A 13652-nucleotide genomic window follows, 5' to 3' on the forward strand; every position below is an offset into this window, starting at 1 on the left:
TCAGCCCTGTGCCTTCTCGGCCCCGGGGGCCGCGGTGGTGGTGTCTTCGGGGTCGTTCGCGCGCGGTGCGCGGGCGAGGGACCACTGGGCCCCGGAGGGGGTGTCGGTGATCTCGATGCCGACGGCCGTCAGGCTGTCGCGGATCTCGTCGGCGCGCTCGAAGTCGCGTTCCTGGCGGGCGACCTGGCGCGCGTCGAGCTGGGCCCGCACGAGTGCCTCGAGCGCCACCTCGGCGGCGGCGTCCTCGCGGCTGCCGCCCGAACCCCAGTGCGCCGCAAGGGGGTTCACGCCGAGCACGTCGGTCATGGCGACGACGGCGCCGGCGGCCGCGAGGGCCGCCTCGTCGTCGTCCTCGTCGAGCGCGCTGTTGCCGGCCCGCACGGTGTCGTGCACGACGGCGAGCGCGCCGCTGACGCCGAGGTCGTCGTCCATCGAGGCGACGAACGCCGCCGGCAGGTCGGTCGCGGCCACGGGCACGATCTCGCCGCGTCGGGCCGCGCGCTCGAGGAAGCCCTCGATGCGCTCGACGGCGCCGGCGGCCTCCTCGAGCGAGCCCTCGTGGTACTCGATCGTCGAACGGTAGTGCGCGGCCGTGAGGTAGTAGCGCAGCACGATGGGGCGGGTCACCTCGAGCAGGTGCGCGACCTCGAGGGCGTTGCCGAGGGACTTGCCCATCTTCTGGCCCTTGACCGTGACCCACGCGTTGTGGAGCCAGTAGCGGGCGAAGCCGAGACCGGCCGCGCGCGACTGCGCCTGCTCGTTCTCGTGGTGCGGGAAACGCAGGTCGATGCCGCCGCCGTGGATGTCGAACTCGTCGCCGAGCCAGCGCCGCGCCATGGCGGAGCACTCGAGGTGCCAGCCGGGGCGTCCGGCGCCGAACGGCGTCGGCCACGAGGCGCTCTCGGGCTCGTCGGACTTGCGGCCCTTCCAGAGCGCGAAGTCGCGGGGGTCGCGCTTGCCGCGCGGGTCGGCGTCGTCGGCGCTCGCCATGTCGTCGAGCGACTGGCCCGTGAGCGAGCCGTACTCGGGCCACGAGCGCACGTCGAAGTAGACGTCGCCGCTGCCGTCGGGGGCGGCATACGCGTGCCCCTTGTCGATGAGGGTCTCCATGAGCGTGACCATGTCGGGCACGTGCCCGGTGGCGCGCGGCTCGTAGGTGGCGGGCTCGACGCCCAGCGCGTCGAGCGCCTGCGAGGTGAGCCGCTCGTTGCGGTAGGTCAGGGCGAACCACTGCTCGCCCGCCTCGGCGGCCTTGCGCAGCACCTTGTCGTCGATGTCGGTGACGTTGCGCACGAGCGTCACGTCGTAGCCGTGCCCGGTCTCGAGCCAGCGGCGCAGCACGTCGAACGCGACGGCGAAACGGATGTGCCCGATGTGCGGCGCACCCTGGGTGGTGAGGCCACAGATGTACATGCCGACCTTGCCCGCCTCGCGCGGCGTGAAGTCGCGCAGCTCCCGGGTTGCGGTGTCGAACAGTCGTAGGCTCACCCGCCGAAGTCTATCGGCGCGTCGCCACGCGCCCGACCAGCGACGGTCCGGCAGCTGCAGCGGCCCTCGGACTAGGGTCGGGGCCATGGCGCAACCGCGGCTCACGAGCTACGAGCGGCTCGACGGCACCGAGGTCCGCGCCGTCATCAGCTACCTCGGCGAGCGCATCGACACCTACCTGCCCCGCCACCCCGGGCTGCGCGCGGCCACCGAGGAGCTCGGCAAGGTCATCGACGCGCTCCTCGACCGGCGCCGCCGCGCTCCCGTCCAGCGGGCCGCGCTGCTGTGGCTCTCGCGCGTGCTCATCGTCGTGGTCGTCGCCGTCTCGGTCGTCGCCGTCGCGATCGCCGTGCGCGACGCCGTGGCGCGCGCGGGCTCGATCGCGGCGTTCGAGTGGCTGCCGGTCGTCGAGAGCCTCATCAACGACCTCGTCTTCGCCGGCATCGCCATCTGGTTCCTGCTCTCGCTCGCCGACCGGGTCGTGCGCAACGACCTCATCCGGCGGCTGCACCGGCTGCGGTCGCTGGCGCACATCATCGACATGCACCAGATGAGCAAGGACCCGGCGGCGCTGCTGCCCGCCACGCGGCCGGGCACCGTGGCCGGCGACGACGTGGCCGGCGACGAGGTGGTCAGCCCGCGCACGATGTCGGTGCGCGACTACGCGCTCTACCTCGACTACTGCTCCGAGCTGCTCTCGCTCTGCTCCAAGGCCGCGGCCCTCTGCGCCGAGGAGTCGACCGACGCGCTCGTACTCGACACCGTGAGCGAGATCGAGAACCTCACGACCGGAATGAGCCGCAAGATCTGGCAGAAGATCAGCCTGCTGCGCGACGCACCACGCGCCTGAGCCCGCCCGGCAGGCCCGGCGCGGCCACACGGCATACGCCCGCTTGCGCATGCCGTGTGGCGCGGAGCGCGCGTCAGTGCCCTCGGCGGATCCACTCCTCGACGTCGGGCAACTCGTCGCCGACGGTCGTGGCGCGGCCGTGGCCGGTCAGGACCGCCGTCTCGGGCGGCAGGGAGAGCAGCTTGTCCCTGATCGACTCGACGATGGTCGGGAAGTCGGAGTACGAGCGACCCGTCGACCCCGGACCGCCGTGGAAGAGCGTGTCGCCCGTGAAGACGACGGCGAGGTCACGCGCGAAGAAGCAGCACGCACCCGGGGCGTGGCCAGGGGTGTGCAGCACGAAGAGCTCGACGTCGCCGACCTGCACGACGTCCCCGTCGGCGAGGTCCTGCGTCGGCGCCAGGTCGGGATGGGTCCGGTCCCACAGCACCCGGTCGTCGGGGTGCAGCGCGACCTTCGCCCCCGGGTGCGACGCGAGCAGCTCGGGCACGACCGTGACGTGGTCGTCGTGCGCGTGCGTCAGCAGCACATGCGTCAGGCGACGGTCGCCGACGAGCTCGAGGATCGCGCCGGCGTCGTGCGGGGCGTCGATGACGACGCACGAGGTGTCGTCACCGATGACCCAGACGTTGTTCTCGACCTCCCACGTGCCGCCGTCGAGGCTGAAGGTGCCCTCGGTGGTCGTGTGGTCGACGCGCACGCCGCCCTGCGAGGGCCTGACCTGGTCGGCCGCGTCGTCGGCGCTCACAGCTCGACCACCGAACGCAGCACCTCGCCGCGGTGCATCTTCTCGAACGCCGCCTCGATGTCGCCGAGGCCGATGCGCTCGGTGACGAAGGCGTCGAGGTCGAAGCGGCCCTGCCTGTAGAGCTCGACGAGCATCGGGAAGTCCCGGCTCGGCAGGCAGTCGCCGTACCAGCTCGACTTGAGCGAGCCGCCGCGACCGAAGATGTCGATCATCGGCAGGGTCACCTGCTGGTCGGGCGTCGGCACGCCGACGAGGACCACCGTGCCGGCGAGGTCGCGGGCGTAGAAGGCCTGCTCGTAGGTCTCGGGGCGGCCGACCGCCTCGACGACGACGTCGGCGCCGTTGCCGCCGGTCAGGCTGCGGATCGTCTCGACCGCGTCGGTGTCCTTGCTGTTGACCGTGTGCGTCGCGCCGAAGTGCCTGGCCTGCTCGAGCTTGGCGTCGCTGACGTCGACGGCGATGATCGTCGTCGCGCCGGCCACCCGGGCGCCAGCGATGGCGGCGTTGCCGACACCCCCGCAGCCGATGACGGCGACGGAGTCGCCCCGGGTCACGCCGCCGGTGTTGACGGCCGCACCGAAGCCGGCCATGACCCCGCAGCCGAGCAGACCGACCGCGGCGGCGTCGGCCTCGGGCACCTTGGTGCACTGGCCGGCGGCGACGAGGGTCTTCTCGATGAAGGCGCCGATGCCGAGGGCCGGCGTCAGCTCGGTGCCGTCGGTCAGCGTCATCTTCTGCGTGGCGTTCGCGGTGTTGAAGCAGTACCACGGCTTGCCCTTGGCGCAGGCCCGGCACTGGCCGCAGACGGCGCGCCAGTTGAGGATGACGAAGTCGCCGGGTGCGACGTCGGTGACACCCTCGCCGACGGCCTCGACGTAGCCCGCTGCCTCGTGCCCGAGCAGGAACGGGTAGTCGTCGTTGATGCCGCCCTCGCGGTAGTGCAGGTCCGTGTGGCACACCCCGCAGGTCTCGATCTTGACCACCGCCTCGCCGGGTCCCGGGTCGGGCACGACGACGTCGACGACCTCGACGTCGGCTCCCTTGCTGCGGCTGATGACACCCTTGACGGTCTGCGGCATGACTACTCCTGTCGATCTGCGGACGTGCGGCCCCGAGGGCCTTCCTTGACCTACCCAAACGCCCCGGGGCGGCAGACGCAACGAGGGCGAGCGGCGCCGCGCGTCCCGCTGCGTCGAGTGAGCGCCCCGTCACACACGAGTGAGCGCCCAGTCACATCAGTCGCGGACGGGCGCGCCCCGGCCTGGGGCGGAGCGCTCACTCGACTGGGGCGGAGCGCTCACTCGACCGGTGCGGTGGGGACGACGAGGGCGGTGGCGATGGCGGCGATGCCCTCGGCCCGGCCGGTGAGGCCCAGTCCGTCCGTCGTCGTGCCGCTCACCGACACCGGGGCGCCGGCCGCCTCGGACAGCGCGGCCTCGGCCTCGGCGCGGCGCGTGCCCACCTTGGGACGGTTGCCGACGACCTGCACCGCGATGTTGCCGATCTCGTAGCCGGCCTCGCGCACGAGCCTCGCGGCCTCGGACAGCAGTGTGACGCCGGACGCGCCGGCGAGCTCGGGGCGGGACGTGCCGAAGTGCGCGCCGAGGTCACCGATGCCGGCGGCGGAGAAGATCGCGTCGCAGGCGGCGTGCGCCGCGACGTCCGCGTCGGAGTGCCCGTCGAGACCGCGCTCGCCCGGCCAGAGCAGGCCGGCGACCCACAGCTCGCGGTCCGACCCCTCGAGGGCGTACGCGTGGACGTCGACCCCGACGCCGACGCGCGGGAGGGTCGTCACCGGGCGTCCTTCCAGTCGATCGGGCCGCGGTGGAGCTTGTGCGGGGCCGCCTGCGCCACCGGCTTGATCACCATGGTGTCGATGTTGACGTGCTGGGGCAGCCCGACGACGAAGCCGACGCACTCGGCGACGTCGTCGGCCACGAGGGGGCGGTCGACGTCGGCATAGACCTTGTCGGCCGCGGCCTGGTCGCCGTGCAGCCGGGTCAGGGAGAACTCCTCGGTGCGGACCATGCCGGGGCGGATGTCGACGACGCGGATGTTCTCGCCGTTGAGCTCGAGGCGCAGCGTCTCGGAGACGACCGAGGTGCCGTGCTTGGCGGCGACGTAGCCGGCGCCGCCCTCGTAGACGCGCTCGCCGGCGATGGAGCTGATGTCGACGATCGTGGCGCGGGCCGAGCGGCGCAGGAGCGGCAGCACGGCCTGGGTGACGCGCATCGTGCCGACGACGTTCGTGGCGTACATCCGCTCCCACTCGGCCGGGTCGCCGTCCTCGACACGGGTCACGCCGAGGGCGCCACCGGCGTTGTTGACGACGACGTCGCAGCGGCCGAGCGTCGCAACGCCCTGGCTGACCGAGTCGGCGTCGGTGACGTCCATGACGAGGGCGCGGGCCGAGCCTCCGGCCACCTCGACGGAGGCCACGACCTCGTCGAGCTTCTCGCGGCGGCGGCCCGCGACGACGACGTCGAAGCCGTCCTGCGAGAGGCGCCGGGCGATGGCCGCGCCGATGCCGGTGCCGCCACCGGTGATGAGGGCCAGGGGGCGGGACTGGGTCGAGGTCGTCACGTCGGTCACGCTGCCGACAATAGGCGCTGCCGGTTCGATGTATCCGCGCGCCCCAGAGGCCGCGCAGATACATCGAACCGCGGGTCAGGTGGCGGTGAGGAGGCGGGCGGCGGCGTCGAGGTCCGCGGGGGTGGTGACCTTGAGGGCTCGCGGGTCGCCCTCGACGACGAGGACCCGCTCCCCCAGCCGCTCGACGAGCCCGGCGTCGTCGGTCGCGTCGCTCGAGACGGCGTGGGCCCGCTCGAGCACGTCCCGCCGGAAGCCCTGGGGCGTCTGCACCGCGCGCAGCGCCGACCGGTCCGGGGTGCCGACGACGAAGCCCTCCGCGTCGACCTGCTTGATCGTGTCGACCACGGCGGTGCCGGGCACGACCGCGACCGCCCCACCGGCGACGGCGGCCACGACCCGGTCGAAGACCGCCACCGGCGTCAGGCACCGGGCGGCGTCGTGGACGAGGACGATCTCGACGGCATCGCCCAGCACGGCCAGCCCGGCTGCGACGGAGTCGCCCCGCTCGGCCCCGCCGACGACGACGGCCACGGGCGCGGACGACCCGAGCTCACGGCATACGCCCTCGGCCAGGACCTCGGCGTCACCGCGGTGCGCGGCAGGAGCGACGACGACCACCTCGGAGACCGCCGTGCACGACAGAGCCCCCCGCAGCGCGTGCCCCAGCATGGGCACCCCCGCGAGGGGCACGAACGCCTTGGGGACCGAAGCCCCCAGACGCGAACCGGAGCCGGCCGCGACGACGATGACGCCGACGCGACCGGCTCCGGTCTCGTTGTTCAGGATCTCGCCCGGATCAGGACGCGAGGACCTCGTCGAGGATGGTCTCGGCCTTCTCCTCGTCGGTCTTCTCCGCGAGCGCGAGCTCGGAGACGAGGATCTGGCGGGCCTTGGCGAGCATGCGCTTCTCGCCGGCCGACAGACCACGGTCCTGGTCACGACGCCACAGGTCACGAACGACCTCGGCGACCTTGATGACGTCACCCGACGCGAGCTTCTCGAGGTTGGCCTTGTAGCGGCGCGACCAGTTGGTCGGCTCCTCGGTGTGGGGCGTGCGCAGGACCTCGAACACCCGGTCCAGGCCCTCCTGGCCCACGACGTCGCGGACACCCACGAGGTCGCAGTTCTCGGCGGGGACTTCGATCGTCAGGTCACCCTGAGCGACCTTGAGCTTGAGGTAGAGCTTGTCCTCTCCCTTGATCGTTCGTGTGTTGATCTCTTCGATCAGTGCAGCCCCGTGGTGGGGGTACACGACCGTCTCGCCGACCTTGAAAACCATCTGCTGTTTTCCCCTTTCGCGACCTCCAGATTATCACGAACCAAGGCACATAGCGATCTCAGGATCCGGCATCGTCGCAGGTCAGAGCCATAGTCGGCCGCCCGGGGCCGACGATTGACGTCTTGACAGAACCCGGTTCGGCATGCATCACGAGCCCCTCCGGACGCGCGGACCGGCCCGTCCCGACGGCTGCCCGGTCACCCCGGCGAGCCGCTACGGCGGGTGCCCCGGCCGCGCGGCCCGTGCGCCGGTAGGCTGTCGCCCGTGAAGCGTCGAATCCCCGCCCCGGCCCCCGCGCGTCGCCCGTCCACCCGCCGGGTGACGACGGTGCTCGCCGGTGTGGCCCTCGCCCTCGCGACGACCGGCTGCCAGGTCAACTCGCCCGTCCAGACCGACGTCGCCTACGTCCCCGCCGACGGCGTGCCGGCCAACGTCGGCGAGCTCGCCCTTCGCGACCTCGCGCTCGTCGGCGACGGCACCGGGACCGTCGTCATCTCCGGCTCCGCGGTCAACCTCGGCGACCAGGACATGACGGTCCAGATCGCCGCCCAGGCCGACCCCAACGCGACGAGCGCGCCCACCGGGTCCGAGATCTCGCTGCGTCCGCAGGAGCAGGTCTCCCTCTCCTCGAAGGGCCTGCAGCTCAGCGGGGTCAAGACCAAGCCGGGCGGCCTCGTGCCCGTCACGGTCACCTCGAGCGTCGGCGGCACGACCGTCGTCAAGGTGCCCGTGCTGGCCCCCAAGGACTACTACTCGACGGTCACGCCCGCGCCCACGGGCAGCTGACTGACGCCTGACACGACGAGGACCGGCTCCCTCGGGAGGCCGGTCCTCGTGCGTTCTCGACGGGGCCGCGAGCGGTCACCGACGGCGTATGCCGTGGGCGCACCACTGCGTCTGCGCGTCACCGGGTCGCGGGTGACGTCCGACGGCTCAGCCGGCCTCGAACTTGTAGCCGAGGCCGCGCACCGTGACGATGTGGACGGGGTTGGCCGGGTCGGGCTCGACCTTGGCCCGCAGGCGCTTGACGTGGACGTCGAGGGTCTTGGTGTCCCCGACGTAGTCGCTCCCCCAGACCCGGTCGATGAGCTGCATGCGCGTCAGCACCCGGCCGGAGTTGCGCAGCAGCATCTCGAGCAGCTCGAACTCCTTGAGCGGCAGCGAGGCGGACCGGCCCGCGACGCTGACGGTGTGGCGCTCGACGTCCATCCGGACCGGCCCCGACTCGAGGGTCGAGGGCAGCAGGTCCTCGGGCTCGGCGAGACGGCGCAGGACGGCCTTGACCCGCGCGAGCAGCTCGCGGCTCGAGTAGGGCTTCGTGACGTAGTCGTCGGCGCCGATCTCGAGGCCGACCACCTTGTCGATCTCGCTGTCCTTGGCCGTCAGCATGATGACCGGGACCGACGACCGCTGGCGCAGCGCCCGGCACACGTCGACCCCCGACAGGCCGGGGAGCATGAGGTCGAGCAGGACGAGGTCGGCGCCGTTCTTGTCGAACTCGGCCAGGCCGTCCGGCCCGGTCTCGGCCACGGCGACGTCGTAGCCCTCCTTCTTCAGCAGGTAGGACAGCGGGTCGGAGAACGACACCTCGTCCTCGACGATGAGAATGCGACTCAAGACGGGCCTCTCGGGGTCTGGCAGCGTGGGGCTGGCGGGTTGCTCAGGTGGGGTCTCAGGCGCTCACGGACGGAGTCGGGCCGGTGTCCACGGACGGGTTCGGACCCGGGTCTGCGGACGGCGTCGGGCTCGTGTCCCCGGCCGGCGTCGAGCCCTCGCGGTCGGACGGAGTCGGCCGCGGGTCGTGCGGCAGGGCGGCATACGTCGTCGGTGCGGCGGGCTCGATGGCGCCGGAGGCGTTGGCCGCGGGCAGCTCGATGGTGAAGGTCGAGCCGCGGCCGGGCTCGGACCAGACCGAGACGTTGCCGCCGTGGTTGTCGGCCACGTGCTTGACGATCGCGAGGCCGAGGCCGGTGCCACCCGTCGCGCGCGAGCGCGCGGTGTCGACGCGGTAGAAGCGCTCGAAGATGCGCTGCTGCTCGTCCGGCGCGATGCCGAGCCCCTGGTCGGTGACCGAGACGTCGATGACGCCGGAGCGACCGCGGCGCACCATGACGCCGACGCGCGTGCCGCTGTCGGAGTAGGCGATGGCGTTGCCGATGAGGTTGCTGATGGCGGTGGTCACGAGGTCGGCGTCGCCCCACACCTCGCAGCCCTCGTCGACCGCCGTGACGAGCTCGATGCGGTGCTCGTCGGCGATGAGTCGGCTGCGGTCGGCGGCGTCGCGGGCACACGCCCCGACGTCGATGAGCGTCGGGTCCTTGATGACGTCGGCGCCCTGCAGGCGGGACAGCTCGACTATCTCCTTGACCAGGCGGGTCAGCCGGTCGGACTCGACGCTGATCCGCTTGGCGAAGCGGGCCACGGCCTCGGGGTCGTCGTGGGCGTCGAGCACCGCCTCGGCGAGGAGCGAGATGCCGCCGACGGGGGTCTTGAGCTCGTGGCTGACGTTGGCGAGGAAGTCGCGGCGGATCTCCTCGACGCGGGCCGCCTTGGAGCGGTCCTCGACGAGCAGCAGCACGTGGTCGGCGCCCAGGGGTGCGACGCGGGCGGCCACGACGAGGCGCCCGTCGCCGATGCCCTTCTGCAGGGTCAGCTCGGCCTCGCGGATGACGCCGTCGCGGCGCACCGCCCGGGCGAGGTGGAGCAGCTCGGGGTGGACGAGCTCCTGGCCGCGCACGAGACCCTGCGCGACCGCCGCGGGCGAGTTGTTGACGACGCGGTCGGAGGAGTCGACGAGGATGCCGCTCGAGCGCAGGACGGCGATGACCTCACCGACGCCCGGGGGCAGCGGCGGGTCGGGAGGGGCCGGCGCCTCGGCCGCCGTCGAGCGGTCCGACAGGCGCACGGCGACCATCGCCAGGCCGCCCAGGGCGAGGCCGGCGATGCCACCGAGCGTTGCCGCGGTCGTCGGGTCCACGACACTCAGCGTACGCATCGACGCGGGAGGCTCCGACCACGCGCGCCGTGCTCGTGCGGTGCACGAACCCACTGTTCACCTCAGCGTCCCCACCCATTCACGAAGCCCTGCGAGCCTCTGCACCAGCGGGGGACGTGTCGACCCGCCCGTATGCCCTCTCGCGCGCGTCGCGGGTGGCAGGCTGGCAGGCACGACGACCCGAGCACGCACGACCGGCGACTGACAGGAAGACCATGCGCGACCAGTTCCACGAGGACCTCGACACCATCTCGGACCAGCTCGTCGAGATGACCCGGCTCGCGGGGTCGGCCATCTCCCGCGCCACGACCGCCCTGCTCGACGCCGACGTCCACCTCGCCGAGTCGGTCATCGAGGCCGACCGCAAGCTCGACGACATCCGCATCGAGCTGGACGAGCTGTCCATCGACCTGCTCGCGCGGCAGCAGCCCGTCGCGACCGACCTGCGCATCGTCGTCACGGCGATGCACATGAGCTCGGACCTCGAGCGGATGGGCGACCTCGCCCGCCACGTCGCCAAGGTCGCCCGCCTGCGCACGCCGGACTCGGCGGTGCCGCCGGAGCTGCGCGCGCACATCCTGCAGATGGGCCAGGTCGCCGAGGCGATCGTGGCCAAGTGCGGCTCGATCATCGCGAGCAAGGACGTCGCCGGCGCCATCGCGCTCGAGAAGGACGACGACGCGATGGACGACCTGCACCGCGACCTCTTCGCGGCGCTCCTCGACGAGAACACGTCGTGGTCGCGCAGCTCGATCCTCGACCTGACGCTCGTCGGCCGCTACTACGAGCGCTTCGCCGACCACGCCGTGTCGGTCGCCCGGCGCGTCGTCTACCTCGTCACGGGCGAGTACGACTCCGAGGTCAGCTTCGACCACGAGGACGACGAGGACGCCGACGTCATCGCCGAGATCGAGCGCGGGCACACCCCCGCCTGACGCCCAGACGCCTCCAGCCGAAAGCCCCGAAAGGCCACGAACCGGAGCCCGGTTCGTGGCCTTTCGACGGTGAAGGCGGTCGGTCAGCGGCCCTGGTTGGCGACGGCCTCTGCCGCGGCGCGGGCGGCCTCGGGGTCGAGGTAGCGCCCACCCGGGGTGACGGGCTTGAACGACTCGTCGAGCTCGTAGACGAGCGGCATGCCGGTGGGGATGTTGAGCCCGGCGATGTCGTCGTCGGAGATGCCGTCGAGCGTCTTGACGAGGGCCCGCAGCGAGTTGCCGTGCGCGGCGACCATGACAGTGAGGCCGTCGGCGAGGTCGTTCTGGATCTCGGTCTCCCAGTACGGCATGAGGCGCGTGACGACGTCCTTGAGGCACTCCGTCGCGGGCATCGCGTCGCCGAGACCGGCGTAGCGCGGGTCGCCGTGCTGCGAGAACTCGTCGTCGACCTCGATGGGCGGCGGCGGCACGTCGTAGGAGCGGCGCCAGAGCATGAACTGCTCCTCGCCGAACTGCTCGAGAGTCTGCTTCTTGTCCTTGCCCTGCAGCGCGCCGTAGTGGCGCTCGTTGAGGCGCCAGTCGCGCTTGACCGGGATCCAGTGGCGGTCGGCGGCGTCGAGCGAGAGGTTGGCCGTCGTGATGGCGCGACGCAGCAGCGAGGTGTGCACGATGTCGGGCAGGATCCCTGCCTCCTTGAGCTGCTCGCCGGCGCGCACGCCCTCGGCGCGGCCCTTGTCGGTGAGGTCGACGTCGACCCAGCCGGTGAAGAGGTTCTTGGCGTTCCAGTCGCTTTCGCCATGACGGACGAGGACGAGCGTGTAGGTCATGGCGCCAGCCTAGCGACGGCCGATCAGGCCTCCGACCCGTCGTCCAACAGGTGACGGAACGCGTCGAGGTTGCGGGTGGACTCGCCACGCGACACCCGCCAGGCCCACTCCTTCTTCATCGAGCCGAGGAAGCCGAGCGCGAGCAGCTCGTTGAAGACGTCGTCGCTCGCGGACAGCACGATGCCGAAGACCTGGTCGAGGTGGTCGGGCTCGACCGCGACGGTCGGGATCTCGCCGCGGAGGTAGACGTCACCGTCGGAGTCGATCGCGTAGGCGAGCCCCTGCAGCCGGAGGTTCTTGCGCAGCAGGGTGCGGTAGAAGACCTCGTGGTTCTCGTCGGGGTTGCGGATGACGAAGGCGCTGAGGCTCGTCGTCCGGTCGCGCACGAGCACCGACACGACGGTCTTGAGCTTCTTCTCGCCGGGCAGCGTGACGACGTACTCACCCGCGCGTCCGCCGAGCTCCCAGTCGAGCCCGACGGAGTCGAGGTATGCCGTGAGGCGGGCCTCGGCGGCCGCGCGCGGCGTGCCCTCCGCCGAGTCCACCGAGTCCACCGGGTCCGCCGGGTCCGGCTCCTGCGGCTCGGCGCTCACGGGATCACCGCCGTCGGCACGCCGACGAGGCTCTGGCCCTCGTCGATGGGGACTTCGTTGGTGCCGTTGGCGCGCTCGCGGATGGCCTGCCGGTAGACCTCGAGCAGCCGATCGGTCGTCGCGCCCCAGCCGAACTGGGCGGCGTGGGCGACGGCCGCGGACCCCAGCGCGAGGCGCCGGGTGTCGTCGCGCAGGAGGGACTCGACGGCGTCGGTCCAGTCGGGCGTCTCGTGTCCGTCGACGAGGACACCGGCGTCGCCGACGGCGGTGGGCAGGCCCCCGACGTGTGCGGCCACGACGGGGGTGCCGCACGCCTGCGCCTCGATGGCGACGAGGCCGAAGGACTCCGAGTGGCTGGGCACGAGCACGAGGTCTGCGGCGCGGTACCACTGGGCGAGCACCGGCCTGGCCACCGGCCGCACGAAGCGGACGACGTCGTCGATGCCGAGGGCACGCGCGAGCTCCTCGAGCTCGTGGGGACGGGTCAGGCCGCTCCCGCTGGGGCCGCCGAGGACCGCGACGGTGAGACGCCGACGGCGATCCGGGTCGCGGCGCAGCAGCTCGCCGGCAACGCGGAGCAGCACGTCGGGGGCCTTGAGCGGCTGGATGCGGCCGACGAAGAGGAGCAGCTCGCCCTCGACGGGCAGCCCGAGAGCGCGGCGCGCCTCACGACGGTCACCCGGCGTGAAGGTCGACAGGTCGACCCCGGGAGGGACGACGGACACCTTGGCCGGCGGCGCGGCATACAGCTCGATGAGCTCACGGGCCTCGTCGTCGGTGTTGGCGATGAGGCGGTCGGCCGCCTCGACGACCTGGACCTCGCCGATCTCGCGGCCTCGTGGCTCGGGCGGGTCGCCCTCGGCGAGGTGGAGGTTCTTGACGCGGGCCATGGTGTGCATCGTGTGCACGAGCGCGACCCGCCAGCGGTCGGCGGCGAGCCAGCCGACCTGGCCGGAGAGCCAGTAGTGCGAGTGGACGAGGTCGTAGTGGTCCTCGGGGACCGACAGGCCCGCCTGCATGATGCCTGCGGAGAAGGCGCAGAGCTGGCCGGGGAGCTCCTCCTTGGCCAGGCCCTCGTAGGGGCCGGCGGTCACGTGACGCACGCGCACGCCCGGGACGAGCTCGGCCTCGACGGGCGTCTCCCCCGTCGTGCGGCGCGTGAAGATGTCGACCTCGACGCCGCGCGCCGCGAGCTCCTTGGCCGTCTCGGCAACGTAGACGTTGAGCCCGCCCGCATCACCGGTCCCCGGCTGCTCCAGGGGCGAGGTGTGGACGCTGATCATCGCCACGCGTCTCGGCTCGGCCGCCATCGGCATCCCTTCGTCCTGCACCTGCTCGTGCTCTC

Annotated in this window: 15 protein-coding genes; 3 read left to right on the forward strand and 12 right to left on the reverse strand. The window is 72.2% G+C overall.

Features of this window, described 5'->3' with window-relative positions; translation table 11 throughout:
* On the reverse strand, window positions 1-1488 hold the full coding sequence (gene cysS, locus U5C87_RS00215) for a cysteine--tRNA ligase (RefSeq protein ID WP_030199735.1): 1488 nt from the start codon (window positions 1486-1488) through the stop codon (window positions 1-3).
* Window positions 1489-1573: 85 nt separating this feature from the next.
* Between cysS and U5C87_RS00220 the strand changes: the two genes are divergently transcribed.
* Entirely contained in the window at window positions 1574-2338 is a 765-nt protein-coding gene (locus U5C87_RS00220) for a hypothetical protein (protein WP_330474665.1), read from the forward strand.
* 73 nt (window positions 2339-2411) lie between these two features.
* On the opposite strand, the gene U5C87_RS00225 is transcribed toward U5C87_RS00220, so the two are convergent.
* The 6 genes from U5C87_RS00225 to U5C87_RS00250 all read right to left on the reverse strand — a co-directional run bounded on the left by U5C87_RS00225 (window position 2412) and on the right by U5C87_RS00250 (window position 6957).
* Window positions 2412-3086 carry an MBL fold metallo-hydrolase gene (locus U5C87_RS00225; protein WP_330474666.1) on the reverse strand — a complete coding sequence of 225 codons (675 nt, stop codon included), beginning with the start codon at window positions 3084-3086 and terminating at the stop codon, window positions 2412-2414.
* On the reverse strand, window positions 3083-4165 hold the full coding sequence (locus U5C87_RS00230) for an S-(hydroxymethyl)mycothiol dehydrogenase (protein WP_330474667.1): 1083 nt from the start codon (window positions 4163-4165) through the stop codon (window positions 3083-3085). Before U5C87_RS00230 ends, U5C87_RS00225 begins: the two co-directional genes overlap by 4 nt.
* A 218-nt stretch (window positions 4166-4383) precedes the next feature.
* Window positions 4384-4881, reverse strand: a complete 498-nt coding sequence (gene ispF, locus U5C87_RS00235; protein ID WP_330474668.1) for a 2-C-methyl-D-erythritol 2,4-cyclodiphosphate synthase — start codon at window positions 4879-4881, stop codon at window positions 4384-4386.
* The gene (locus U5C87_RS00240; protein WP_330474669.1) at window positions 4878-5678 is read right to left on the reverse strand and encodes an SDR family oxidoreductase; all 801 of its coding nucleotides are present in this window, start codon (window positions 5676-5678) and stop codon (window positions 4878-4880) included. The genes ispF and U5C87_RS00240 overlap by 4 nt, the downstream gene beginning before the upstream one ends.
* A gap of 75 nt (window positions 5679-5753) precedes the next feature.
* Window positions 5754-6425 carry a 2-C-methyl-D-erythritol 4-phosphate cytidylyltransferase gene (gene ispD / locus U5C87_RS00245; RefSeq protein WP_443082117.1) on the reverse strand — a complete coding sequence of 224 codons (672 nt, stop codon included), beginning with the start codon at window positions 6423-6425 and terminating at the stop codon, window positions 5754-5756.
* Window positions 6426-6474: 49 nt separating this feature from the next.
* The gene (locus U5C87_RS00250; RefSeq protein WP_030199704.1) at window positions 6475-6957 is read right to left on the reverse strand and encodes a CarD family transcriptional regulator; all 483 of its coding nucleotides are present in this window, start codon (window positions 6955-6957) and stop codon (window positions 6475-6477) included.
* Window positions 6958-7221: 264 nt separating this feature from the next.
* Between U5C87_RS00250 and U5C87_RS00255 the strand changes: the two genes are divergently transcribed.
* Entirely contained in the window at window positions 7222-7743 is a 522-nt protein-coding gene (locus U5C87_RS00255) for a hypothetical protein (protein ID WP_330474670.1), read from the forward strand.
* Window positions 7744-7890: 147 nt separating this feature from the next.
* On the opposite strand, the gene U5C87_RS00260 is transcribed toward U5C87_RS00255, so the two are convergent.
* Both U5C87_RS00260 and U5C87_RS00265 read right to left on the reverse strand, forming a co-directional pair.
* The gene (locus tag U5C87_RS00260) at window positions 7891-8574 is read right to left on the reverse strand and encodes a response regulator transcription factor (protein WP_030199695.1); all 684 of its coding nucleotides are present in this window, start codon (window positions 8572-8574) and stop codon (window positions 7891-7893) included.
* A 55-nt stretch (window positions 8575-8629) separates the two neighbouring features.
* Window positions 8630-9934: a sensor histidine kinase gene (locus U5C87_RS00265; protein WP_330474671.1), complete on the reverse strand. Its 1305-nt coding sequence runs from the start codon at window positions 9932-9934 to the stop codon at window positions 8630-8632.
* Window positions 9935-10167: 233 nt separating this feature from the next.
* Here U5C87_RS00265 and phoU point away from each other — a divergent pair, with 233 nt between their 5' ends.
* Window positions 10168-10887: a phosphate signaling complex protein PhoU gene (gene phoU, locus U5C87_RS00270; protein ID WP_030199686.1), complete on the forward strand. Its 720-nt coding sequence runs from the start codon at window positions 10168-10170 to the stop codon at window positions 10885-10887.
* Between the two features lie 83 nt (window positions 10888-10970).
* On the opposite strand, the gene U5C87_RS00275 is transcribed toward phoU, so the two are convergent.
* Genes U5C87_RS00275 through mshA form a run of 3 tightly spaced genes read right to left on the reverse strand, consistent with a single transcriptional unit; the run spans window position 10971 to window position 13590 of the window.
* A complete protein-coding gene (locus U5C87_RS00275; RefSeq protein WP_330474672.1) occupies window positions 10971-11714 on the reverse strand; it encodes a phosphoglyceromutase in 744 nt (247 codons plus the stop codon).
* A 23-nt stretch (window positions 11715-11737) separates the two neighbouring features.
* Entirely contained in the window at window positions 11738-12307 is a 570-nt protein-coding gene (locus U5C87_RS00280) for a YbjN domain-containing protein (RefSeq protein WP_443082092.1), read from the reverse strand.
* Window positions 12304-13590 (reverse strand): D-inositol-3-phosphate glycosyltransferase, encoded by a 1287-nt coding sequence (mshA, locus tag U5C87_RS00285; RefSeq protein WP_330474673.1) that lies wholly within the window; start codon window positions 13588-13590, stop codon window positions 12304-12306. The genes U5C87_RS00280 and mshA overlap by 4 nt, the downstream gene beginning before the upstream one ends.
* Window positions 13591-13652: the final 62 nt, after the last annotated feature.

Origin of the sequence: Terrabacter sp. C0L_2, from assembly GCF_036352015.1 — a bacterium.
In the GTDB taxonomy this organism is placed as follows: Bacteria; Actinomycetota; Actinomycetes; order Actinomycetales; family Dermatophilaceae; genus Terrabacter; species Terrabacter tumescens.

Coding starts and splice junctions, on each gene's coding strand:
- phoU (WP_030199686.1), top strand. CDS start 10,168: ATGCGCGACCAGTTCCACGAGGACCTCGACACCATCTCGGACCAGCTC.
- mshA (WP_330474673.1), bottom strand. CDS start 13,590: ATGATCAGCGTCCACACCTCGCCCCTGGAGCAGCCGGGGACCGGTGAT.
- U5C87_RS00220 (WP_330474665.1), top strand. CDS start 1,574: ATGGCGCAACCGCGGCTCACGAGCTACGAGCGGCTCGACGGCACCGAG.
- U5C87_RS00250 (WP_030199704.1), bottom strand. CDS start 6,957: ATGGTTTTCAAGGTCGGCGAGACGGTCGTGTACCCCCACCACGGGGCT.
- U5C87_RS00230 (WP_330474667.1), bottom strand. CDS start 4,165: ATGCCGCAGACCGTCAAGGGTGTCATCAGCCGCAGCAAGGGAGCCGAC.
- U5C87_RS00275 (WP_330474672.1), bottom strand. CDS start 11,714: ATGACCTACACGCTCGTCCTCGTCCGTCATGGCGAAAGCGACTGGAAC.